This window comes from Kosakonia sp. MH5, from assembly GCF_009935945.1.
Lineage (GTDB): Bacteria > Pseudomonadota > Gammaproteobacteria > Enterobacterales > Enterobacteriaceae > Kosakonia > Kosakonia radicincitans.
Map to the genome: position 1 here is coordinate 427,030 of NZ_QODH01000004.1, position 24,168 is coordinate 451,197.

General features: G+C 53.6%; 24 protein-coding genes. 11 read left to right on the plus strand and 13 right to left on the minus strand.

Features of this window, described 5'->3' with window-relative positions; genetic code table 11:
- Positions 1-101 precede the first annotated feature (101 nt).
- Positions 102-515, minus strand: a complete 414-nt coding sequence (gene ibpA, locus DK872_RS14240; RefSeq protein WP_007369404.1) for a small heat shock chaperone IbpA — start codon at positions 513-515, stop codon at positions 102-104.
- 311 nt (positions 516-826) lie between these two features.
- Here ibpA and DK872_RS14245 point away from each other — a divergent pair, with 311 nt between their 5' ends.
- Positions 827-1,156, plus strand: coding sequence for a YceK/YidQ family lipoprotein (locus tag DK872_RS14245; protein WP_007369403.1), 330 nt, complete (start codon positions 827-829; stop codon positions 1,154-1,156).
- A gap of 1 nt (position 1,157) precedes the next feature.
- On the opposite strand, the gene DK872_RS14250 is transcribed toward DK872_RS14245, so the two are convergent.
- The 6 genes from DK872_RS14250 to dnaA form a co-directional block, all read right to left on the minus strand.
- Complete coding sequence (locus tag DK872_RS14250) at positions 1,158-2,384, minus strand: DUF3748 domain-containing protein (RefSeq protein ID WP_007369402.1); 1,227 nt, start codon at positions 2,382-2,384, stop codon at positions 1,158-1,160.
- 115 nt (positions 2,385-2,499) lie between these two features.
- Positions 2,500-3,312 (minus strand): sugar-phosphatase, encoded by an 813-nt coding sequence (gene yidA, locus DK872_RS14255; RefSeq protein WP_144134632.1) that lies wholly within the window; start codon positions 3,310-3,312, stop codon positions 2,500-2,502.
- 223 nt (positions 3,313-3,535) lie between these two features.
- On the minus strand, positions 3,536-5,950 hold the full coding sequence (gene gyrB / locus DK872_RS14260; RefSeq protein WP_007369400.1) for a DNA topoisomerase (ATP-hydrolyzing) subunit B: 2,415 nt from the start codon (positions 5,948-5,950) through the stop codon (positions 3,536-3,538).
- A 28-nt stretch (positions 5,951-5,978) separates the two neighbouring features.
- Positions 5,979-7,052 carry a DNA replication/repair protein RecF gene (recF, locus tag DK872_RS14265; RefSeq protein ID WP_007369399.1) on the minus strand — a complete coding sequence of 358 codons (1,074 nt, stop codon included), beginning with the start codon at positions 7,050-7,052 and terminating at the stop codon, positions 5,979-5,981.
- Positions 7,053-7,192: 140 nt separating this feature from the next.
- Positions 7,193-8,293: a DNA polymerase III subunit beta gene (dnaN, locus tag DK872_RS14270; protein ID WP_007369398.1), complete on the minus strand. Its 1,101-nt coding sequence runs from the start codon at positions 8,291-8,293 to the stop codon at positions 7,193-7,195.
- Positions 8,294-8,297: 4 nt separating this feature from the next.
- The gene (gene dnaA, locus DK872_RS14275) at positions 8,298-9,695 is read right to left on the minus strand and encodes a chromosomal replication initiator protein DnaA (protein ID WP_007369397.1); all 1,398 of its coding nucleotides are present in this window, start codon (positions 9,693-9,695) and stop codon (positions 8,298-8,300) included.
- 604 nt (positions 9,696-10,299) lie between these two features.
- Here dnaA and rpmH point away from each other — a divergent pair.
- The 7 genes from rpmH to DK872_RS14310 all read left to right on the plus strand — a co-directional run bounded on the left by rpmH (position 10,300) and on the right by DK872_RS14310 (position 15,681).
- Entirely contained in the window at positions 10,300-10,440 is a 141-nt protein-coding gene (gene rpmH / locus DK872_RS14280) for a 50S ribosomal protein L34 (protein ID WP_000831330.1), read from the plus strand.
- A gap of 16 nt (positions 10,441-10,456) precedes the next feature.
- Positions 10,457-10,816, plus strand: coding sequence for a ribonuclease P protein component (gene rnpA, locus DK872_RS14285; RefSeq protein WP_035886831.1), 360 nt, complete (start codon positions 10,457-10,459; stop codon positions 10,814-10,816).
- Entirely contained in the window at positions 10,780-11,037 is a 258-nt protein-coding gene (yidD, locus tag DK872_RS14290) for a membrane protein insertion efficiency factor YidD (protein ID WP_071531959.1), read from the plus strand. The genes rnpA and yidD overlap by 37 nt, the downstream gene beginning before the upstream one ends.
- A 2-nt stretch (positions 11,038-11,039) precedes the next feature.
- On the plus strand, positions 11,040-12,686 hold the full coding sequence (yidC, locus tag DK872_RS14295) for a membrane protein insertase YidC (RefSeq protein ID WP_007369395.1): 1,647 nt from the start codon (positions 11,040-11,042) through the stop codon (positions 12,684-12,686).
- 102 nt (positions 12,687-12,788) lie between these two features.
- Entirely contained in the window at positions 12,789-14,153 is a 1,365-nt protein-coding gene (gene mnmE, locus DK872_RS14300; protein WP_007369394.1) for a tRNA uridine-5-carboxymethylaminomethyl(34) synthesis GTPase MnmE, read from the plus strand.
- A 197-nt stretch (positions 14,154-14,350) separates the two neighbouring features.
- Positions 14,351-15,094: a 4'-phosphopantetheinyl transferase superfamily protein gene (locus DK872_RS14305; RefSeq protein WP_007369393.1), complete on the plus strand. Its 744-nt coding sequence runs from the start codon at positions 14,351-14,353 to the stop codon at positions 15,092-15,094.
- A gap of 20 nt (positions 15,095-15,114) precedes the next feature.
- The gene (locus tag DK872_RS14310; protein WP_007369392.1) at positions 15,115-15,681 is read left to right on the plus strand and encodes an NADPH-dependent FMN reductase; all 567 of its coding nucleotides are present in this window, start codon (positions 15,115-15,117) and stop codon (positions 15,679-15,681) included.
- A gap of 36 nt (positions 15,682-15,717) precedes the next feature.
- Here DK872_RS14310 and DK872_RS14315 read toward each other — a convergent pair whose 3' ends face one another.
- The gene (locus DK872_RS14315; protein WP_035886832.1) at positions 15,718-17,055 is read right to left on the minus strand and encodes an NCS2 family permease; all 1,338 of its coding nucleotides are present in this window, start codon (positions 17,053-17,055) and stop codon (positions 15,718-15,720) included.
- A 167-nt stretch (positions 17,056-17,222) separates the two neighbouring features.
- Between DK872_RS14315 and yieH the strand changes: the two genes are divergently transcribed.
- From yieH to DK872_RS14330, 3 genes are read left to right on the plus strand one after another with little or no spacing between them, the layout of a single operon-like run.
- Positions 17,223-17,888: a 6-phosphogluconate phosphatase gene (gene yieH, locus DK872_RS14320; protein WP_071921734.1), complete on the plus strand. Its 666-nt coding sequence runs from the start codon at positions 17,223-17,225 to the stop codon at positions 17,886-17,888.
- 26 nt (positions 17,889-17,914) lie between these two features.
- Positions 17,915-18,502, plus strand: a complete 588-nt coding sequence (gene cbrC / locus DK872_RS14325) for a PF03691 family colicin E2 tolerance protein CbrC (RefSeq protein ID WP_035886833.1) — start codon at positions 17,915-17,917, stop codon at positions 18,500-18,502.
- A gap of 27 nt (positions 18,503-18,529) precedes the next feature.
- The gene (locus tag DK872_RS14330) at positions 18,530-19,426 is read left to right on the plus strand and encodes an ADP-ribosylglycohydrolase family protein (protein WP_007369388.1); all 897 of its coding nucleotides are present in this window, start codon (positions 18,530-18,532) and stop codon (positions 19,424-19,426) included.
- A gap of 44 nt (positions 19,427-19,470) precedes the next feature.
- Here DK872_RS14330 and phoU read toward each other — a convergent pair whose 3' ends face one another.
- The 5 genes from phoU to pstS form a co-directional block, all read right to left on the minus strand.
- Positions 19,471-20,196, minus strand: coding sequence for a phosphate signaling complex protein PhoU (phoU, locus tag DK872_RS14335; protein WP_007369387.1), 726 nt, complete (start codon positions 20,194-20,196; stop codon positions 19,471-19,473).
- A 69-nt stretch (positions 20,197-20,265) separates the two neighbouring features.
- Positions 20,266-21,039 (minus strand): phosphate ABC transporter ATP-binding protein PstB, encoded by a 774-nt coding sequence (gene pstB, locus DK872_RS14340; protein WP_007369386.1) that lies wholly within the window; start codon positions 21,037-21,039, stop codon positions 20,266-20,268.
- A 46-nt stretch (positions 21,040-21,085) separates the two neighbouring features.
- A complete protein-coding gene (gene pstA, locus DK872_RS14345) occupies positions 21,086-21,976 on the minus strand; it encodes a phosphate ABC transporter permease PstA (protein ID WP_007369385.1) in 891 nt (296 codons plus the stop codon).
- Complete coding sequence (gene pstC, locus DK872_RS14350; protein ID WP_007369384.1) at positions 21,976-22,935, minus strand: phosphate ABC transporter permease PstC; 960 nt, start codon at positions 22,933-22,935, stop codon at positions 21,976-21,978. The genes pstA and pstC overlap by 1 nt, the downstream gene beginning before the upstream one ends.
- Positions 22,936-23,058: 123 nt before the next feature.
- Positions 23,059-24,099 (minus strand): phosphate ABC transporter substrate-binding protein PstS, encoded by a 1,041-nt coding sequence (gene pstS, locus DK872_RS14355; RefSeq protein WP_007369383.1) that lies wholly within the window; start codon positions 24,097-24,099, stop codon positions 23,059-23,061.
- Positions 24,100-24,168 lie beyond the last annotated feature (69 nt).

The following is a 24,168-nucleotide window of genomic DNA, read 5'->3' on the forward strand; positions in this document are numbered from 1 at the left end:
CCTTCTAAGAAGCGAGTGAATACCTGCGAGCGCAATGGCTCACATATGCCCCCTGTCGGCGAGCATGTCGGGACCGGGCCGCCAGTGGCAACCCGGAACAATTAGTTAATTTCGATGCGACGCGGTTTTTTCTCTTCCGGGATCACGCGTTCCAGATCGATGTAGAGCAGGCCGTTCACCAGGTTGGCACCATTGACATGAATATTTTCCGCCAGCTGGAATTTGCGTTCGAAGTTGCGCTCGGCAATGCCCTGATAGAGGTAAGTACGCTCTTTTTGCTCGTCACTGTGGGAGCCTTTCACCACCAGCAGGTTGTCCTGCGCGGTGATTTCCAGTTCGCTCTCAGCGAAACCGGCCACAGCAATGGCGATGCGGTAGTGGTTTTCATCCACTAATTCAACGTTGTACGGAGGGTAACCGCCATTGCTCTGGTTCTGGTTGTTTTCCAGCAGATTAAACAGACGGTCAAAACCAATAGCCGAACGATAAAGCGGGGAGAGATCGAAATTACGCATACTTAAAAGCTCCTGAAATCAGCGAGATTTTTCCATGCCTTCCACAAGGAACAGGCCATTACCGTAACCCAACACCCTTCCGGCGTGTTTCTTGGTTACATTCCTAAAATATGGCTGACGGGTCTGATTTCAAGGGTGGAATACCGACTTTTTTTTGCACTTTCTGGCGCAATGCATAGACTGGGATCACAGCACAAAAGGACAAAGTGCGAGTACCGCCACAGAGCGGAACCCGAATGCTATCCCTTTCCCAAAAGGGAGGCTATAACCGCCTGAGTAGCATTCAAACTACAAACAACGATGATTAATCGATGATGAAAACAACGCTTATAGTTTCTGTTTTGCTCTACGGAATGATGTTGTCAGGTTGCTCAAGCGTCATGTCGCATACGGGCGGCAAAGAAGGGGTTTATCCTGGAACGCGCGCCAGTTCGGCCATGCTTTCCGATGATGAAACTGGCATTGGCACCAAGTCGCTGGTGGTACTGGATATGCCTTTTACCGCTGTCATGGACACCTTACTGCTGCCGTGGGATCTCTTCCGCAAGGATGATTCCATCAAATCACGGGTTGAAAAGAGCGAACAGGCAAACCTGGCGACCAACTCGGTGATCCCGCCAGCGCCCATGCCTGCTCCCTGATTTACAGTCGGGTTTCCGTCATCCACAGCTGGCGGAAGCCTTCCACCTCTTCCATCCAGGCGATCAGCTTCCCGTCTGGTGAAAACACCACGGCATCGGCAGACGGTGGATTTACGTGATCGGATGTCAAAAAGGTGATGTCACCGCGCCCGGCATCGCATAGCGCAATGCGGTTTTCCAGTACAAATCCCAGCGCCTCGCCGGAGGGATGCCAGTTAAAGGCCGACTGGATACCACCGGCAGTAAAAGTTAACTGGCGCGGTTCACCGCCGTCCGGGCTTATCAACCACAACTGCACAATACCGCGCTCATCACGCATCAAAAACGCAATCTGCGTGGCCTGCGGATTGCTGCGCACCCAGTGGCGCGGCACATTTACTAAGCCAGGATAACGGCGTTGGTGAGTGAATGTCAGACGCTTTTGCACCACGCCTTTTGGCGGCGCGGGCAGAGTTTGTTCGCTGCCCGCCAGCGGCGCATCACCTGCGGTTTTCCAGCCTTGTTCATCGCCAGGCAGCGCGACAATAAACAACTCCGGCACTTTTTCACCGCCTGTCGAAAGCGTATCGCCGATGAACGCCAGCCTGTCGTTGCCAACCCATCCCTCTTCGTAAGCACGATTGATATCGTCGCTGCCCGGCACGGGCGTGGATGTTGTGCGGCTGATCAGTACGCACCAGTGGCTGCCGCCATATTCACGCGGATGTGTGCAGGGCGGCGTTACCGGGCCAAACGGCACCGCAACGCCGACATTACGCAGATCTTTTGCCGGAGAAAGCGCATGCATAACGTGGTCGTTATAGGTAAAGCTGACGTTTTCACCATTCGGGCTGAACACATGCACGTGCGTGCCGCCGCGCAGCGCGCCCGGCGTGTAAGGCGCGGTGATATCCAGCGCATCCAGATTCCGCGTTACGCCCTTTTCCGTAATAACGCCCCGGCGATGGTGAAAATCATACTGCCAGTTGTCGTCAGGGTTTTCCGGGCCATGGATAAAAACATATTTTTCCGCCTGTGGACTGACCGTCACCACACCAACATGCGCGCCGTCCGTTGCCGTATACAGCACTTCAACCTCACCACTGTGCACATTGACACGCTCAATGGTTTTCCCGGTAAACGATGCGCCGGAAGGGCGAACATCGAAAACCAGCCACTGGCTGTCTGGTGTCCAGCTATGAATATTGGTCAGTTGATGGTGACGCGCAGCGAAGGTGAGTTGTTTCATTAGCGGATAAACCCGGAAGCGGAGTAAGCGCTTCAGAGTAATGGATCCGAGGGGAAATGACTACGATTCGGAAAGCCACAAGCAAGAGCAATGCGCTCCTGCCTGCGAGAATCGCTTAGTTCAGGGCAAATTTCTCGATGGCGTAAGCAACGCCGTCTTCAAGGTTGGATTTGGTGACAAAGTTCGCGATTTCTTTCACCGATGGAATGGCGTTATCCATCGCCACACCCACGCCAGCATATTCGATCATTGCGATGTCGTTTTCCTGATCGCCAATCGCCATGATCTCGTCCTGCTTGATATTCAGCGCCTCGGCAAGGGATTTCACACCGGTGCCTTTATTGACGCGTTTATCCAGTATTTCGAGGTAGTACGGCGCACTTTTCAGCACGGTATACTTCTCTTTCACTTCCTGCGGGATGCGGGCAATAGCCTGATCGAGGATCACCGGGTCATCAATCATCATCACTTTGAGGAACTGCGTTGCGGGATCCATCTTTTCTGCCTCGCAGAACACCAGCGGAATCGTTGCCACGTAAGATTCGTGCACCGTGTAGTGGCTGATGTCCCGGTTTGCGGTGTAAAGCGTATTGCGATCAAGGGCGTGGAAATGAGAACCAACTTCGCGGGAGAGTTTCTCCAGGTAGCGGTAATCATCATAGCTCAACGTCGTTTGCGCTACCGTGCTGCCGTCAATGGCGTTCTGTACCAGTGCGCCGTTGTAGGTAATGCAATAATCACCTTCCCGCTCCATATGCAGCTCTTTCATGTAGCTGTGAACGCCCGAATAGGGTCGGCCCGTGGTCAGCACCACGTTAATACCGCGCTCGCGCGCAGCGGCGATAGCATTTTTAACGGCGGGAGAGATGGTGTGATCCGGCAGCAGCAGCGTGCCGTCCATATCGATTGCAATAAGTTTTATAGCCATGAGATCCCCAGATGAGATTTTTCAGGACCCATGCTAACGCGATTCCGCTCAAAAAACAGCAGCGCGACGGGGTGAAAAGGGGGACAGGAAGGGGAACCGGGATTCCCCTTTTTCGCCATAAAACGGAGGATTCAGCCTCCAGGCCTGATAAGCGCAGCGCCATCAGGCGCTTTTCGCCGGGTGGCTCTGCGTTTACCCGGCCTACAATTCGGCCTGTAAGCCGTTAAATATCGATATTCGCCGCTTTCAGGGCGTTCTCTTCGATAAACGCACGACGCGGTTCAACGGCATCGCCCATCAGCGTGGTGAACAGCTGATCAGCAGCGATGGCGTCTTTCACGGTCACGCGCAGCATACGGCGGCTTTCCGGATCCATGGTCGTTTCCCACAGCTGTTCCGGGTTCATCTCGCCCAGACCTTTATAACGCTGGATAGCGAGACCACGGCGCGACTCTTTCACCAGCCAGTCCAGTGCCTGCTCAAAGCTGGTGACCGGCTGACGGCGCTCACCGCGTTCAATAAAGGCATCATCTTCAATCAGGCCGCGCAGTTTTTCACCCAGCGTGCACAGACGACGATATTCGCCACCGGTAACAAACTCGTGATCCAGCGGATAGTCGGTATCGACGCCGTGCGTACGCACGCGAATGATCGGCTCGAAGTGACTCAGCGCACTGTTTTCACGTACATCAAACTTCCACTGGCTGCCGTGCTGTTCGTTCTCATTCAGCTCGGTAACCAGCGCGTTCACCCAACGAGACACTTTCTGTTCGTCGGAAAGATCGGCTTCCGTCAGCGTCGGCTGATACACCAGCGCTTTCAGCAGCGTACGCGGGAAGCGGCGCTCCATTCGACCGATCATTTTCTGTGCAGCGTTATACTCGGCAACCAGTTTTTCCAGCGGCTCTCCGGCCAGAGCTGGTGCGCTGGCGTTGGCGTGCAGCGTTGCGCCGTCCAGCGCAATGGCGATTTGATACTGATCCATCGCATCGTCATCTTTAATGTATTGTTCCTGTTTGCCTTTCTTCACTTTGTACAGCGGCGGCTGAGCGATGTAGACGTGACCACGCTCAACGATTTCCGGCATCTGACGGTAGAAGAAGGTCAACAGCAGCGTACGGATGTGCGAGCCATCGACGTCCGCATCGGTCATGATGATGATGCTGTGATAGCGCAGTTTGTCCGGGTTGTACTCATCGCGGCCAATACCGCAGCCCAGCGCAGTGATAAGCGTCGCCACTTCCTGCGAAGAGAGCATCTTGTCGAAGCGTGCTTTCTCAACGTTGAGGATCTTACCTTTCAGCGGCAGAATCGCCTGGTTCTTACGGTTACGGCCCTGCTTCGCAGAACCGCCCGCCGAGTCCCCTTCCACTAAGTAGAGCTCGGACAGCGCCGGGTCACGCTCCTGGCAATCAGCCAGTTTGCCCGGCAGACCGGCCAGATCCAGCGCGCCTTTACGGCGGGTCATTTCACGAGCTTTACGCGCAGCTTCACGGGCGCGCGCCGCATCAATAATCTTGCCGACCACGATTTTCGCGTCGGACGGGTTTTCCAGCAGGTACTCAGCCAGCAGTTCATTCATCTGCTGTTCAACCGCCGTTTTCACCTCAGAGGAGACCAGTTTATCTTTGGTCTGCGAGGAGAATTTCGGATCCGGCACTTTTACCGAAACCACAGCAATCAGGCCTTCACGGGCATCGTCGCCGGTGGCGCTGACTTTGGCTTTCTTGCTGTAGCCCTCTTTATCCATGTAGGCATTCAGCGTACGAGTCATCGCCGCGCGGAAGCCAGCAAGGTGAGTACCGCCGTCGCGCTGCGGAATGTTGTTGGTAAAGCAGTAGATGTTTTCCTGGAAGCCGTCATTCCACTGCAATGCCACTTCCACACCGATACCGTCTTTTTCCGTGGAGAAGTAGAAAATGTTCGGGTGGATCGGCGTTTTATTCTTGTTGAGATACTCAACAAACGCCTTGATGCCGCCTTCATAGTGGAAATGGTCTTCTTTGCCGTCGCGCTTGTCGCGCAGGCGAATAGAAACGCCGGAGTTGAGGAAGGACAACTCACGCAGGCGTTTCGCCAGAATTTCATATTCGAATTCGGTGACGTTGGTGAAGGTTTCATAGCTTGGCCAGAAACGCACCATCGTACCAGTCGATTCGGTTTCACCGGTGACCGCCAGCGGAGCCTGCGGCACGCCGTGCTCATAAATCTGACGATGGACTTTGTTGTCGCGCTGGATCACCAACTCCAGTTTCTGCGACAGGGCGTTAACCACGGAAACACCTACGCCATGCAGACCGCCGGAAACTTTATAGGAGTTATCGTCGAACTTACCGCCTGCGTGCAGAACGGTCATGATCACTTCCGCTGCGGAAACGCCCTCTTCCGGGTGAATACCGGTCGGGATACCACGGCCGTCATCCTGTACAGAGACAGAGTTATCGCTGTGGATGGTGACGACAATGTCTTTACAGTACCCTGCGAGCGCTTCGTCGATAGCGTTATCTACCACCTCGAATACCATATGGTGCAGACCGGTGCCGTCATCCGTATCGCCGATATACATACCCGGGCGCTTACGCACCGCATCCAGCCCTTTCAGGACTTTGATACTGGAGGAGTCATAAGAATTCGACATCAACGTTTCTCGCTCATTTTATCTTGGGTTAATCCGTTATTTTACCCTTTTCCACGGTGAACATCTTCGAATTTTTGTCCGACATGTCCATTACGTGCTCGGCGCTGATCGCGCTGACAAAAACCTGTGACTGCGTGGCTTTTAACCGGCTGGCTAACAGGCCGCGCTTCTCGTCATCAAGTTCGGAGGCAAAATCATCTATCAGGTATAAACAGCGTCGTCCGCTTTCACGCGTTAAAAACTCGCCCTGCGCCAGACGCAGCGCGCACATCAGGAGTTTTAACTGCCCGCGAGACAGCGTATCTTCAACCGGCGCACCGTCCGCCCTGATGCGGAAATCCGCTTTATGCGGACCGTGAGCGGTGTAAGTCAGCATGCGGTCGCGCTCAAAATTGCGCTCCAGCACCTCACTGTAATCGGTCTCCTTTTCCCACCCGCGCTGAAACGAAAAAGTGAGGGAGAACTCCGGTAAAAACTGGCGGCAGGTATCAGCCATATCTTCCGCAATGGCGGCACTGTATTCGGCACGCCAGCGGCTTAGCTGTTCCGCCAGCGGGATCAACTCTTTATCCCACGGACGAAGCTGCGCATAGTGGCTCACCTGGCGCAATGCGGCGTTGCGCTGCTTCAGCAGGCGCTTGAGATTGCTCCAGGCGGTAAAAAAACCGCTCTCATTGTGAAAACAACCCCAGTCAAGGAACGCTCTTCGATATTTGGGGCCGCCATTGAGCAAAGTAAACCCCTCAGGGGTGATGAGCTGCATCGGCATCAGCAGGGCCAGTTCAGCGACTTTGTGACCGTCGGTGCCGTCAATGCGCACCTTGCTGTCGCCGAGCTTATCTTTGGTCAAACCAATCGAGGTTTCGCGCTCTTCGCCCTGCAATCGCCCATGTAAAACAAAGGATTCCTGCTCATGACGAATCACGCGGCCGATTTGCAAACTGCGAAACGCCCGGCCATGACCGAGCGTGTAAATGGCTTCCAGCACGCTGGTTTTACCGCTGCCGTTGGCGCCGACGAGGAAATTAAAGCCGGGAGATAACGCGAGATCTGCATTCTCGATGTTACGGAAATCTTTGATCAGTAATCGGGTTAGCGACATGATTTACTCATCACCAGGGCGTTATCGTCGCAGTTAGTCTGGTTACGGCCAGCGCACAGCAACCGGAGCGTACTGAAGTACGTGAGGATTGCGAGCACTGCCCGGAGCCAGAATAACAAGTAAGATAGCCCGATACTTTTCTACAAACGCATTGGCATGACGACATAGGCCGCGCTTTGACTGGCCGCATCTTCAATCTGCACGCTGGAAACTGAATCCGTCAGCAGAATACGTACGTTCTCGCACTTCAGCGCATTCAGTACGTCCAGCACATAGCTGACATTAAAGCCGATTTCCATTTCGCTGCCAGCGTAGGTGACGTCGAGAAACTCTTCGGCTTCTTCCTGCTCCGGGTTGTTGGCGGTGATTTTGATCTGGTTCTCACTGACATACAGACGCACACCACGGAACTTCTCGTTGGAGAGGATCGCCGCGCGGGCAAATGCCTGCTTGAGCGAATCGCAGCCAGCTTCCAGCGTTTTGTCAGGATTCTTCGGCAGAACGCGACGATAATCCGGAAAACGGCCATCAACCAGTTTGGAAGTGAAGATGAAATCACCGACGTGCGCACGAATATTGTTGCTGCCAATCTGCACGCGCAGCGGCGTATCGCCACCATCAAGCATACGCATCAACTCAATCACGCCTTTACGCGGCACGATCACCGAATGGTTCGGCAATGATTCGCCAATTGGCATCGAACAGACCGCCAGACGGTGGCCGTCAGTGGCCACGGTACGCAGCTCTTCGCCTTCGGTTTCAAACAGCATGCCGTTTAAGTAGTAACGTACGTCCTGATGCGCCATGGAGAACTGTGTCGCTTCGATCAGGCGCTTCATCGTGGCCTGCGGCAGCGTGAACTCCACTTCGCTTTGCCAGTCGTCCAGATTCGGGAAGTCCGCAGCGGGCAGCGTGGATAACGAGAAACGGCTGCGCCCGGAACGGATCAGCATACGCTCGCCTTCCAGCTGCACGGCGATTTCCGCCCCTTCCGGCAGACCGCGACAGATGTCGAAGAATTTACGCGCCGGTACCGTGGTTGCGCCCTGTTCATGCGGCTGAACCAGCGCAACGCGCGCCACCATCTCCATTTCAAGATCGGTGCCGGTCAGCGACAGCGCGCCTTCAGTAACCTGAAGCAGCAGATTACCGAGAATAGGCAACGTCGGGCGACCGCCCAATGGGCCGCTAACCTGTTGCAGCGGCTTTAATAAATGTTCACGTTCAACGGTAAATTTCATAGCGTCACGAAGATAATGTTCTGATTAAATTGGAAAAATCTTCTTTGATATCATGGCTTTCTTCACGCAACTGCTCAATCTTACGGCAGGCATGCAGCACGGTAGTATGGTCGCGACCACCAAAAGCATCACCGATTTCCGGCAGGCTATGGTTAGTCAGCTCCTTTGCCAGCGCCATCGCCATCTGGCGCGGACGTGCTACCGAACGGGATCGACGCTTGGAGAGAAGATCCGCAACCTTGATCTTGTAGTACTCGGCCACTGTCTTTTGAATATTATCAATGGTGACCAGTTTTTCCTGTAGCGCCAGCAGATCGCGCAATGCTTCACGGACAAAATCGATGGTGATCGCGCGACCGGTGAAGTTGGCATTAGCAATCACGCGGTTCAGCGCCCCTTCAAGCTCACGCACGTTCGAGCGCAGGCGCTTGGCAATAAAGAAGGCCACTTCGCCCGGCAGACGAATATCGTTTTCATCTGCTTTTTTCATCAGGATCGCAACGCGGGTTTCCAGTTCCGGCGGCTCGATCGCTACCGTTAAGCCCCAGCCAAAGCGAGATTTTAAACGATCCTCAACGCCATTGATCTCTTTCGGATAGCGATCCGATGTAAGAATGATCTGCTGATTGCCTTCCAGCAACGCGTTAAAGGTGTGGAAAAACTCTTCCTGGGATCGTTCTTTATTGGCAAAGAATTGAATATCGTCAATCAGCAGGGCATCAACGGAGCGGTAGTAGCGTTTAAACTCTTCGATCGCATTGTTTTGCAGGGCTTTTACCATATCCTGGACAAAGCGCTCGGAGTGCATATACACCACTTTGGCATTCGGCTTTCGCGCCACAATGCCGTTACCCACCGCATGCAGCAAGTGCGTTTTACCCAGACCTGTACCGCCATATAAAAACAGCGGGTTATAGGCACCACCGGGGTTATCCGCAACCTGGCGAGCCGCCGCGCGAGCCAGCTGGTTGGATTTACCTTCAACAAAGTTATCAAAGGTATGTTTCACATTAACATTGGAACGATAGGTCGGCTCTGCCGGCGCAGGAACATTGTCCCAGCCAGGACGCGCTGCCGGCGCTGCACGCTGAACGACGACCTGCGCCGCCTGTGCGGGCGCAGCGATTGTCGCAGGTTCTTTCAGCGACTGGCTGACCGGGCGGGAACCCACCTCAAAACGCAGCTGCGGGGCATCCGGGCCGCAGAACTCATTCAGCAGTCCATTGATATTATTAAGATATTTGTCTCTTACCCAATCGAGCACAAAACGGTTTGGCGCGTACAGTGCCAGCGTGTTATCGCTCAGTTCCGCCTGCAACGGGCGTATCCACATACTAAATTCTGTGGCTGGTAACTCATCCTGCAATCGGGCAAGACACTGCTGCCAAAGCGAAAGTGACACGGCGGACTCCACTCGAACGAAAATCGATAAATAAAAAGACAGAAACATTAAAGTTTTTTGACGCACATCGATAAGACCCAACCGGGTGACGTGCGAACCGCTATCTACGGTTTGTGCCCTAAGAACGATCCTGGATCGCGATCGGGACCGCGGATCATAGCGTAAACCGCCGCAGAGATCTTCTGTTTCTCACAGATTCTTTATGATTTATCCACAGGGCAATTCGGAACCGGCTAAGTGTAATCGATCCGCGCAGGCGTGCGGGACGTTTTAGTCCGCATATTGGAAAATTTAATGAGTAATGATGATTTCTTGCTTAAACGATCTAATGAAGATCCTGGAGGATCCTTGCGCTTTGCCGTTTGCCCCGTATAATTCTGCCCCCGGCGCGTCTTGCTCGTTTTCAGGCGTCGAATGCAGCTTATTTTTTGCGCGATTATGTGCGAAAATACGTGCGCTATAAGGAAAGAGAATTGACTCTGGAGTGTACAATTATTACAATCCGGCCTCTTTAATTACCCATGGCTTGCGCGCCTGTCGTTCGATATCCGTTCAGGCATACGCAAAAGTCAGTGAATTTATTCAAGTTTAGGTAGAAACCGCCATGAAACGCACTTTTCAACCGTCTGTACTGAAGCGCAACCGTTCTCACGGCTTCCGTGCTCGTATGGCTACTAAAAATGGTCGCCAGGTTCTGGCTCGTCGTCGCGCTAAAGGCCGCGCACGTCTGACCGTTTCCAAGTAATAAAGCTAACCCCTGAGTGGTTAAGCTCGCTTTTCCCAGGGAGTTACGTTTGTTAACTCCCACTCATTTCACTTTCGTCTTCCAGCAGCCACAACGGGCTGGCACGCCGCAAATCACCATCCTCGGCCGCCTGAATTCGCTGGGGCATCCCCGTATCGGTCTGACCGTCGCCAAGAAAAATGTTAAACGCGCCCATGAACGCAATCGGATTAAACGTCTGACGCGTGAAAGTTTCCGTTTACGCCAGCATGAATTGCCAGCAATGGATTTCGTGGTGGTGGCGAAGAAGGGGGTTGCCGACCTCGATAACCGTGCTCTCTCGGAAGCGTTGGAAAAATTATGGCGCCGCCATTGTCGCCTGGCTCACGGGTCCTGATAGCCCTGATTAGGGTCTATCAACGCCTGATTAGTCCGCTACTTGGGCCGCACTGCCGTTTCACCCCCACCTGTTCGCAATATGGAATTGAGGCATTGCGCAGGTTTGGTATGTTAAAAGGCAGTTGGTTGACAATGAAACGCGTATTAAAATGCCACCCTTTACACCCGGGTGGCGACGATCCCGTCCCGCCAGGACCTTCTAAAACCAGAGAACACTAACGATGGATTCGCAACGCAATCTTTTTATCATCGCTTTGTTGTTCGTGTCTTTCATGATCTGGCAAACGTGGGAGAAGGATAAAAATCCTCCTCCGGCGCAGCAGCAGACCACGCAGACTACGACCACCGCAGCGGGTAGCGCAGCCGACCAGGGCGTACCAGCCAGTGGCCAGGGGAAACTGATCACGGTGAAAACCGATGTGCTTGAGCTGACCATCAACACCCGTGGTGGTGATGTTGAGCAGGCACTGCTTCCGACATACCCGAAAGAGTTGGGCTCCAATGAGCCGTTCCAGTTACTGGAAACTACGCCGCAGTTTATCTATCAGGCACAAAGCGGCCTGACCGGTCGTGACGGCCCGGATAATCCGGCTAACGGCCCGCGCCCACTGTATAACGTAGAAAAAGATGCGTTTGTGCTGGCTGATGGTCAGAACGAACTGGCGATCCCGCTGACTTACACCGACGCGGCTGGCAATACCTTCACCAAAACCTTCACGCTGAAACGCGGCGAATATGCGGTGAACGTAGGCTACAGTGTGCAAAACGCCGGTGATAAACCGTTGGAAGTAGCAACGTTTGGTCAGCTGAAGCAATCCATCAATTTGCCTTCTCACCGCGATACCGGCAGCAGCAACTTTGCGCTGCATACCTTCCGCGGTGCGGCGTATTCCACGCCTGACGCGAAGTATGAAAAATACAAATTCGACACCATCGCCGATAACGAAAACCTGAACGTCAGCTCCAATGGCGGCTGGGTTGCGATGCTGCAGCAGTATTTCGCTACCGCATGGATCCCTCGTAACGAAGGTGCGAATAACTTCTATACCAGCAATCTGGGTAATGGCGTAGCCGCTATCGGTTATAAATCCCAGCCGGTACTGGTGCAGCCGGGTCAGACTACCGCGCTGAACAGCACCCTGTGGGTCGGCCCGGAAATTCAGGACAAAATGGCTGCGGCGGCGCCGCACCTGGATCTGACCGTGGATTACGGCTGGTTGTGGTTTATCTCTCAGCCGCTGTTCAAACTGCTGAAGTGGATCCACAGCTTCCTGGGTAACTGGGGCTTCTCCATCATCGCAATCACCTTCATCGTTCGTGGCATCATGTACCCGCTGACCAAAGCGCAGTACACCTCCATGGCGAAAATGCGCATGCTGCAACCGAAGATTCAGGCCATGCGTGAGCGTCTGGGTGACGACAAACAGCGTATGAGTCAGGAGATGATGGCGCTGTACAAAGCGGAGAAAGTAAACCCGCTGGGCGGCTGCTTCCCGCTGATTATTCAGATGCCTATCTTCCTGGCGCTGTATTACATGCTGATGGGTTCCGTTGAACTGCGCCATGCGCCGTTCGCACTGTGGATCCATGACTTGTCTGCACAGGACCCGTACTACATTCTGCCGATCCTGATGGGCGTAACGATGTTCTTCATCCAGAAGATGTCGCCGACCACCGTGACCGACCCGATGCAGCAGAAGATCATGACCTTTATGCCGGTCATCTTCACGGTGTTCTTCCTGTGGTTCCCGTCAGGTCTGGTGCTGTACTATATCGTCAGCAACCTGGTGACCATCATTCAGCAGCAGCTGATTTACCGTGGTCTGGAGAAGCGCGGTCTGCATAGCCGCCAGAAGAAAAGCTCCTGATACGCGAGCCGGGTAAGCGAAGCGCCACCCGGCAAAAGGAACAACAAACAAAGGGCGGTCAGTTGACCGCCTTTTTTATTTTGAGATTTCGGAAAACATACCATGAGCCATAACGACACTATCGTCGCACAGGCCACCCCACCGGGACGCGGTGGGGTGGGGATCCTGCGTATTTCGGGCGTAAAAGCGCGAGACGTGGCGCAGGCGGTGCTGGGCAAGCTGCCGAAACCGCGTTATGCCGACTATCTGCCATTCCAGGACGCTGATGGCAGCGCGCTGGATCAAGGCATTGCGCTGTGGTTCCCGGGCCCGAACTCCTTTACCGGTGAAGATGTACTGGAGCTACAAGGGCACGGCGGCCCGGTTATCCTCGACCTGCTGTTAAAACGCATACTGACCTTACCGGGGCTGCGCATTGCCCGGCCGGGCGAGTTCTCCGAGCGTGCGTTCCTTAACGATAAGCTCGATCTGGCGCAGGCTGAAGCGATTGCCGATTTAATTGACGCCAGTTCCGAACAGGCCGCGCGCTCCGCACTGAACTCGTTGCAGGGCGCTTTCTCTGCCCGTGTTAACCACCTTGTGGAAGCACTTACTCACCTGCGAATCTATGTGGAAGCGGCTATCGACTTCCCGGATGAAGAGATCGACTTCCTTTCAGACGGCAAAATCGAAGCCCAGTTGAACGACGTTATCGCCGATTTGGACGCGGTACGAGCTGAAGCGCGTCAGGGAAGCCTGTTACGTGAAGGAATGAAAGTGGTCATTGCTGGTCGCCCAAATGCAGGGAAATCGAGCCTGTTGAACGCGCTGGCCGGGCGTGAAGCCGCTATTGTGACGGATATTGCAGGCACCACGCGCGACGTATTGCGCGAGCACATACATATCGACGGTATGCCGCTGCACATTATCGATACCGCCGGTTTGCGCGAAGCCAGCGACGAAGTGGAACGTATCGGTATCGAACGCGCCTGGCAGGAGATTGAGCAGGCCGATCGCGTGCTGTTTATGGTTGATGGCACCACCACCGATGCGGTTGATCCGGCAGAAATCTGGCCGGACTTTATTGCCCGTCTGCCCGCCAGATTACCGATCACCGTGGTACGCAATAAAGCGGATGTTACCGGCGAGCCGCTGGGTATCAGCGATGTGAACAATCACTCACTTGTGCGTCTCTCCGCGCGTACCGGCGAAGGCGTTGACGTGCTGCGTCAGCATCTCAAGCAGAGTATGGGGTTTGACACCAGCATGGAAGGCGGTTTCCTGGCGCGTCGCCGGCACTTACAGGCGCTTGAAGCGGCCGCAGAGCATCTGCAACAGGGTAAAGCGCAACTGCTGGGTGCCTGGGCAGGTGAATTGCTGGCCGAAGAGCTGCGCCTCGCGCAGCAGAACCTGAGTGAGATCACCGGCGAATTTACCTCCGATGATTTGCTGGGCCGTATCTTCTCCAGCTTCTGTATTGGTAAGTAATCGTACCGAACGGCCATAAAAATGGCCGTTCCTGTTATAACGACGAAGCCTCGTAAAGTGCGGGATTGGCCAAACAAAGTGTAAATATCCCCGCCAGGACTTTTCAGAAACCAATTTCCGCATTAAAACCTATGGACTATGGGCGATAATATTCACTATCGATTCGATTCATTCAGACCATTATCACGGAGAGAAAAATGGCTACGCATTTTGCACGAGGGATAATTTCCGAAGGGCATCTTGTCTCCACGCGACTACCGGTGTCCTGTCACGATACGGCTCGCCAGCTTCCTGAGCATCGCCGCACACGTTTTCTTGCTTCCCGTGCATTACTCGCTGAAATGATGTTTATGCTGTATGGCACCAGCGAACTGCCAGAGATAGTCATTGAATCCAGCGGCAAGCCGAAGTTTGCCGACGTGAGGCTGCCGCACTTTTCGCTGGCCTATGCCGGGAATATGGTGGGTGTCGCCATTACGACTGAAGGCGAATGCGGTCTGGATATGGAGTTGCAACGCGCTACGCGCAGTTTTCACAGTGTGCACGCGCAGAAGCCCCTTTTCAGCAATAATGAACTGCTGTGGATCAATAACCAAAACGATCCCAACGAAGCGCAAACTCAACTTGTCACGCTGCGCCAGAGTGCAATGAAATTGATCCATCAAATGCACGATGATCAAGGCCTGCTGCAACTGTTGCCTGGCTCCGGACGTCTGCGTCTGACGCCGCTAACGCGGGTTGAAGTGATGTCTGATGCAGAAGATGTGCTGATCTGGTCTGTAGCGGTATCTCCGGCCATCGAAAGCCTGAAAATATGGGAATTCGATAGCCGTACAGGGTGGCGTTATCTCTCCGATGTGCAAACGCGCGCCAACGATCCCGCCTCCCGGTTAATGCGTTTCACCAGCTTGCCCGCAGAAAAAGCCCTGATCCTTAATTGATCCCATAATGAGGAGTCATCATGTCTGTTGAACTCAAGGTTGTGACCCTGCTCGGTAGCCTGCGTAAAGGCTCTTTTAATGCCATGGTCGCGCGCACATTGCCTAAGCTTGCGCCAGCGGGCATGGACATCACGCCATTGCCTTCGATTGCCAATATCCCGCTGTATGATGCCGATATTCAGCAAGAAGAAGGTTTCCCGGAAAGTGTGCAGGAACTTGCCGAACATATCCGTGCGGCTGACGGCGTGGTGATTGTGACGCCGGAATATAACTACTCAGTGCCGGGCGGCCTGAAGAATGCGATTGACTGGCTGTCTCGCTTACCAGAGCAGCCGCTGGCGGGTAAGCCGGTGCTGATTCAGACCAGCTCAATGGGCGCGATTGGCGGCGCGCGTTGCCAGTATCATCTGCGCCAGATCCTGGTGTTCCTTGATGCGATGGTCATGAACAAACCGGAGTTTATGGGTGGGGTGATTCAAAGCAAGGTTGATCAGCAGACGGGAGAAGTGGTTGATCAAAGCACGCTTGACCATCTGACTGGCCAGCTTACGGCTTTCGGCGAGTATATTCAGCGCGTTAAGCCGTAATGGAACCCCCTCCCGCAGCGCGAGAGGGGAAAAGCATTAATGCGCGTCGATAAAGACGATTTTCAGCAGGAACAGCACCGCAACCACAATCACGCATGGGCTGAGATCGCGCAGGCGGCCAGTACCGATTTTCATCACGCAGTAAGAGATAAAGCCCAGCGCGATACCTTCGGTAATCGAGAAGCTGAACGGCATCATTACCGCAGTGATAAACGCCGGCACGGCTTCTGTCAGATCATGCCAATTCACACGCGCCAGGCTGGATGTCATCAGCACGCCCACATAGATCAGCGCACCCGCAGCAGCATAGCCTGGTACCATACCCGCTAACGGCGACAGGAAGATCACCAGCAGGAACAGCAGGCCAACCACCACCGCAGTCAGACCGGTACGGCCGCCAACAGAAACACCAGAAGAAGACTCGATATACGCGGTAACAGAAGAGGTACCGATAAAGGCACCAGTCACCGAAGAGACGCTGTCGACAAACAGCGCCTGCTTCATGCGCGGGAACTTACCACTTTCATCCACCAGCCCGGCTTTATCGGTCACGCCGATCAGCGTACCGGAGGAGTCAAACAGGTTCACCAGCATAAACGAGAAGATCACACCCGCCAGGCCAATATTAAAGGAACCGGCCAGATCCACATTACCGACAACGCTTGCCACGCTCGGCGGCGCAGAAACAATACCGTGATACTGCACATCGCCCAGCAGCCAGCCCAGCAGTGTAGTAACAACAATCGACACCAGCACAGCGGCGTGAATGTTGCGCGACGCCAGAATAGCGATGATAAAGAAACCAAGAACGCCCAGCAGAACGCTGTGGGAAGTCAGGTTACCGATGCTCACCAGCGTCTCTTTGTTCGGCACGATTACGCCAGCGTTTTTCAGCCCCATCATGCCAATAAACAGCCCAATACCGCTGGTGATACCCACGCGCAGACTGACCGGAATATTGGCGATCATCCAGTAACGAACGCGGAACAAGGTAAGCAGCAACAGACCCACCGCGCCCCAGAAGATTGCGCCCATGCCGATCTGCCAGGAAAGCCCCATGGCGCCAACAACCACAAACGCAAAGAAGGCGTTCAGACCCATTGCCGGTGCCAGCGCAACCGGCAGGTTAGCTACCAGCCCCATCAGGATGCTGCCGAACGCAGCAATCAGGCAGGTGGTCACAAATACTGCGCTGGTATCCATCCCGGCGACGCCCAGAATCTGGGGGTTAACAAAAACGATATACACCATCGTCAAAAACGTCGTGAAACCGGCGATCACTTCGGTGCGTGCCGATGTGCCGTGCTCGCGTAATTTAAACACGCGGTCAAGCAACCCCTGGCCCGAAGCCTGGGTAGTGTGTTGTTGGCTCATTATCAATTTCCGGAATAGGGGGGAAAATTCGTCGCTATCCTATACCAAAATGAGACAATATTGACGGTTATCACACACTTTTTTTCATTGAATTTGCTTATACGGCAACGATTGCGTTTCGCTATCTGCGTTAAGTAAACGTTAAACTCGCAATAACAGGAAATGGCATGTCCCACATTGATGCAATATTTTTCGACTGTGACGGCACCCTGGTCGATAGTGAAGTTATTTGTTCCCGCGCCTATGTGCATATGTTTCAGGCTTTTGGCATCACACTGGATCTGGAAGAGGTCTTTAAACGCTTTAAAGGCATGAAGTTATACGAAATTATTGATGTCATCGCCGGAGAGCGCGGTGTAAGCCTGGAGAAAGAGGCGCTTGAACCCATTTATCGTGCGGAAGTGGCGCGCCTGTTCGACAGCGAACTGGAAGTAATTGCCGGTGCGAACGCATTGCTGGATGCAGTGAGTGTACCGATGTGTGTGGTTTCTAATGGCCCGGTCAGCAAAATGCAACACTCATTGGGCAAATTAGGCATGCTACATCACTTTCCTGGAAAACTGTTTAGCGGTTATGACATCCAACGCTGGAAGCCCGATCCGGCGTTAATGTACCATGCAGCCAGAGCGCTGAATGTTGATCCTGTGAACTGTATTCTGGTGGACGACTCCTCCGCTGGGGCACAATCAGGAATCGCGGCAGGGATGGAAGTGTATTACTTCTGCGCCGATCCGCATAACAAACCCATTGATCACCCTAAAGTGACGACGTTCACTGATTTAGCGCAGCTGCCGGAACTCTGGCGTGCGCGTGGGTGGCATGTTACGCGTTAATCTAAACCACTAAACAGGATGTTTTTATGGCTCAGACAAACCGTTCTCTCCCGGTATTTAAGTACCACCCTCAGCCCCTGGACACGGGCGTCTTTTCACAAAGAAAAACTGTGACTTGCGCCTGCTGTGAACAGCTAACGGACGTGTATTACACCAACCCGTTTTACACCACAGCGGATGTCGATACCCTTTGCCCGTGGTGCATCGCGGATGGTTCCGCCGCGCAAAAATTTGGCGGCAGCTTTCACGATAAGTCCAGCATTGAAGGTGTGGACAGCCTGTTCGATGATGAGGGTGAATTTACCGGTTTCAAAAATCCGTGGCCGGAAGCCAGTTTGCAGGAATTGACTCAGAGAACACCGGGATATTGTGGCTGGCAGCAGGAGTACTGGCTGGCGCACTGTAATGATTTCTGCGCGTTTATCGGCTACGTTGGCTGGCAAGATATTGCTGACAAACTCGACCAGTTCGTGGATATTCAGGCCGATTGCGATGCCTTCGGCATGGATTATGAGAAATTACCGGAATACCTGCTCGATGGTGGCGACTGCCAGGGATATCTCTTCCGCTGCTTACACTGCGGCAAATTACGGTTATGGGCGGATTTTTCCTGAGCAGTTCCACGGAATAAGGAACAACAGATGTCGGAATTACTCGAACGTTATCAGGGCTGTTTGCTCGGCCTAGCCATCGGTGATGCCGTCGGCACGGCGGTGGAATTCAGTGCAAAAGATTCCTTTCCGCCCATCACCGACATGGTGGGAGGCGGGCCGTTTCATCTGCAGGCGGGGCAATGGACAGACGACACCTCTATGGCGCTGTGCCTTGCGGAAAGCCTGATCGCTCGCCAGGGGTTTGATGCAAAGGATCAGATGAACCGGTATATGAACTGGTGGCAATGGGGTTACTTAAGCGCCACCGGCCACTGTTTTGATATTGGTACGACAGTCGCACACGCATTGCAAAAATATGCGAATGACGGCGATCCGTTTGCCGGTTCCAGCCATCCCAGAACGGCAGGAAACGGTTCGTTAATGCGCCTCGCGCCGGTGGTGCTGTGGTATTTCCCCGATGAGTTATTGGCGCTGGAGTATGCCGAAGCCTCATCGCGAACCACGCATGCAGCACCAGAAGCGCTCGCCTGCTGTCGCCTGTTTGCACAAATGCTGATGAACGCCCTGAGCGGTAAAAGTAAGCGGGAAACGCTGACAGCTATCCCGCAGCTACCGGAACAGGAGAATCTGCGTCGCATAGCTGAAGGGAACTACCTGAAGAAAACGCGAGCGGAGATCTTCGGTACGGGTTACTGCGTGCAGAGTCTGGAAGCGGCATTGTGGTGCTTTGCGCAGGGTAAAAACTTTAAAGAAACTATCCTGCTGGCCACCAATCTCGGTGACGATGCGGACACCACCGCCGCTATCGCCGGGCAACTGGCTGGCGCGTATTACGGTATTAATGGAATCCCGCAGCAGTGGCAGGAAAAACTGTGGCAGTACGGGGATATTGATACTCTGGCGAGAAAGTTACTGGCCAAATAACCCTGCAACAAAAACCCCCTCACAGCGAGGGGGTTATCGTTATATCACTCTTTAACATCTTTTCCGGCGAGCAGTTTATCCAGCTCGTCGCCGCCAACATGACGGAAATCTTGTCCCTTCACGAAGTAGAAGATGTATTCGCAGATATTCTGGCAGCGGTCACCGATACGTTCGATAGAACGGGCACAGAACAGGGCGGTCAGGACGCTCGGAATGGTGCGGGAATCTTCCATCATGTAAGTCATTAGCTGACGTACGATGCCTTCGTACTCCTGATCCACTTTTTTATCTTCGCGATAGATCCGCACTGCTTCGTCCAGATCCATACGGGCGAAAGCGTCCAGCACATCATGCAGCATCTGCACGGTGTGACGGCCCAACGATTCCAGGCTCACCAGCAGCGGCTGGTGCTGCTGAGAGAACTTCTCCAGCGCAGTACGGCAGATTTTGTCTGCCACATCGCCAATACGTTCCAGCTCGGCAATTGTTTTGATGATCGCCATCACCAGACGCAAATCGCTCGCCGTTGGCTGGCGTTTTGCAATGATGCGCACGCAGGCTTCATCGATGGCGACTTCCATCATATTAACCTGTTTGTCGCCTTCAACAACGCGCCTGGCCAGCTCGCTGTCCTGATTGTGCATGGCGGTGATCGCATCAGAAAGCTGCTGCTCCACCATCCCACCCATGGTCATTACCTGAGTGCGGATACTTTCCAGCTCAGCGTTGAACTGCCCGGAAATATGTTTGTTAAGGTTGAGATTGTCCATGGTGCACTCCAAATGCCCGACAGATTTCACGTGGTAACAAGGTCGCTTATACCCTCAGGGTGCAGCAAATCAACCATAGCGCCCGGTAATATAGTCTTCCGTTTGCTTCTTCTTCGGCTTCGTGAACAGATCATCTGTGTTGCTGAACTCAATCAACTCACCGAGATACATAAACGCCGTGTGATCGGAACAACGTGCAGCCTGCTGCATGTTGTGCGTCACAATAACCACGGTGTAATCCTGTTTCAGTTCCGTGATCAGTTCTTCGATACGACCGGTAGAGATCGGGTCAAGGGCTGAACAGGGTTCATCGAGCAACAGCACTTCCGGGCGAATCGCGATACCACGGGCGATGCACAGACGTTGCTGCTGACCACCGGAGAGAGAGTATCCGCTCTGGTGCAGTTTATCCTTGGTTTCGTTCCATAATGCGGCCTTGGTCAAAGCCCACTGTACACGCTCGTCCATATCCGGACGCGACAGCTTTTCAAACAGGCGCACGCCAAAGGCGATGTTGTCGTAAATCGACATCGGGAACGGCGTTGGTTTCTGGAATACCATCCCCACTTTCGCGCGCAGCAGCGCGATATCCTGCGTATTGGTAAGAATGTTGTCGCCATCCAGCAGGATCTCGCCTTCGGCTCGCTGCTCAGGGTAGAGCTCAAACATTTTGTTAAAAGTACGCAGCAGCGTGGATTTACCGCAGCCTGACGGCCCGATAAACGCCGTTACCTGATTTTTGGCAATATCCAGGCTGATGTTTTTCAGTGCATGGAATTTGCCGTAATAGAAGTTCAAATCACGAACCTGAATTTTGCCCGGCGTCGTATCAACCATACTCATTTATCTCTTTCCTCAACTCGACGCCGCTTTCGCCGCGTCGCAAAAATTAACCGTGTTTACTCTTCGCGAAAATGACGCGCGCCAGAATATTCAGCAGCAGTACGCAGAGCGTGATAATCAGCACCCCGGCCCAGGCCAGTTGCTGCCATTCGGCAAACGGGCTCATGGCGAATTTGAAAATGGTCACTGGCAGGTTAGCGATAGGCTGCATCATATCGGTGCTCCAGAACTGGTTAGAGAGCGCGGTAAACAGCAGTGGTGCCGTTTCCCCGGCGATACGCGCCACGGCCAGCAGCACCCCGGTCATAATCCCGGAAACAGACGCTTTCAGCGTAATGGAAGCAATCATCTTCCACTTCGGTGTACCCAGCGCATAAGCCGCTTCGCGCAGGCTGTCCGGCACCAGTTTCAGCATGTTTTCCGTGGTGCGGATGACAATTGGCACCTGCAACAGCGCCAGCGCAATCACGCCCGCCCAGCCGGAGAAGTGCTGCATCTGTGCGACGACAATGGTGTAGACGAACAGGCCAACCACAATTGATGGCGCGGAAAGCAGAATGTCGTTGATAAAACGGATAACTTCGGCCAGTAGCGATTTACGGCCATACTCCGCCAGGTAAATCCCCGCCATGATGCCGAGCGGCGTACCGACAATGGTCGACCACAGGATAAGCAGGCCGCTACCCGCCAGGGCGTTCGCCAGACCACCTCCTGCCGTATTTGGTGGTGGCGTCATTTCAGTAAACAGCGCCAGCGACATGCCGTCAAAGCCGCGCGTTACGGTAGACAACAGGATCCAGACCAGCCAGAAAAGACCGAACGCCATGGTCGCCATTGATAATGTCAGAGCAATGCGGTTTTTCAGACGGCGCTTAGCCTGCATTTTACGGCGCGATTCAGCCAGCTTTGTGATGCTTTGCATTTCGAGCGTAGCCATCAGCGAGCCCCCTCATTTTTCGCCAGGCGCATGATCATAAACTTAGATATAGCCAGTACGATAAAGGTGATCACAAACAGAATCAGCCCCAACTCCATCAATGCCGCAACATGCAGGCCGGACTCCGCTTCGGCAAATTCGTTCGCCAGCGCAGAGGTGATACTGTTACCCGGCATAAACAACGAAGCGCTGTCGAGTTGGTAGGTGTTACCGATGATAAAGGTCACCGCCATGGTTTCACCCAGTGCGCGTCCCAGACCCAACATCACGCCGCCAATCACCCCGTTTTTGGTAAATGGCAGCACAATGCGCCAGATAACTTCCCAGGTGGTGCAGCCAATGCCGTAGGCCGACTCTTTCATCATCACCGGCGTTTGTTCGAATACATCGCGCATTACCGCCGCAATGTAAGGAATAATCATAATGGCGAGAATAACCCCGGCCGCCAGGATCCCAATACCAAATGCCGGGCCAGAGAACAGTGCGCCAACAAACGGGATGTTAGAAAGCACGTTGCCCACCGGTTCCTGAAAGTAAGTCGCGAACAGCGGAGCAAAAATGAACAGCCCCCACATGCCGTACACAATACTTGGAATCGCAGCCAGTAATTCAATGGCGATACCCAGTGGACGCTTCAGCCAGTTCGGCGACAGTTCCGTCAGAAACAGCGCAATGCCGAAACTCACCGGAACGGCGATCAGCAAGGCGATGACAGAGGTAACAATTGTCCCGTAAATGGGCACCAGCGCACCGTAAATATCATTGGGCGCATCCCACTCTTTGGTCCACAGGAATGAAAAACCAAACTTCTGAATGCTTGGCCATGAGGAGAAAATCAGCGACACGATGATGCCACTCAACAGCAATAGCACAATCAGCGCAGCCAGTCTTACCAGCGCGCTGAAAATCATGTCACCTTTTTTACCCGGAGGATTAAATGCCGGCTTGGTTGCAGCCATAAATTACTCTTCAGTTTAACGTCTTACGAATTTGCCCGGTAATGCTTACGCGGCCAGGCCTACAGAGGATCTGTAAGGCGGATGGTGTAAGCGCCATCCGCCATGTTCTAAAAAAACCAGCTGTTAGTACAGTGCTTTACCGCTGCTGTCTTTCACATTGGTTTTCCATGCAGCACGAACTTGTTCAACTACGCTATCCGGCAGGGTTGCGTAATCAAGGTCGTTAGCCTGTTTGCCGCCTTTTTTATAGGCCCAGTCAAAGAATTTCAGGACTTCAGCACCTTGCTCCGGCTTAGCCTGCTCTTTGTGTACCAGGATAAAGGTAGTTGAGGTGATCGGCCATACGTCAGCACCTTTCTGGTTGGTCAGATCCTGCGCGAAGGATTTGCTCCAGTCGATATTTTTAGCCGCATTGGAGAAGCTCTGCTCAGTCGGGCTTACAGCCTTACCATCCGCAGACAGCAGCTTGGTGTAGGTCAGGTTGTTCTGCTTAGCGTAAGCATATTCAACATAACCGATTGAACCCGGAAGACGCTGAACGAATGCCGCGATTCCGTCGTTGCCTTTACCGCCCAGACCGGTCGGCCAGTTAACGGTAGAGCCAGAACCGACTTTCGATTTCCACTCTTCGTTCACTTTTGCCAGGTAGTTGGTGAAGACGAATGACGTACCGGAACCGTCAGCACGGCGAACTACGGCGATGTTCTGCGAAGGCAGTTTCAGGCCTGGGTTGAGTTTAGCGATCGCTGCGTCATCCCATTTTTTGATATTACCCAGGTAGATGTCACCCAGGGTTTTTCCGTCCAGCACCAGCTCACCGGATTTTATACCCGGGACGTTGATAGCCAGCACGATACCGCCGATTACGGTCGGAAACTGGAACAGGCCTTCCTGAGCCAGTTTATCGTCAGCCAGAGGGGCATCGGATGCACCGAAATCCACAGTTTTAGCAGTAATTTGTTTTACTCCACCAGAAGAACCAATACCCTGGTAGTTGATCTTGTTACCTGTTTCTTTCTGGTAAGTATCAGCCCACTTGGCATACACCGGCGCCGGGAAAGTTGCACCCGCACCAGTCAGGCTGGCTGCTGCATTAACAGCAAAAGCACTCAGAGAAAAGGTCGCGGCGACAACAGTTGCGACAGTGGTACGCATAACGTTCATAATGTCTCCTGCAAGGATCGTAAATCGTTGTTTAGTGGCTACGACGAGCAAAATAGGACACTTTGATGA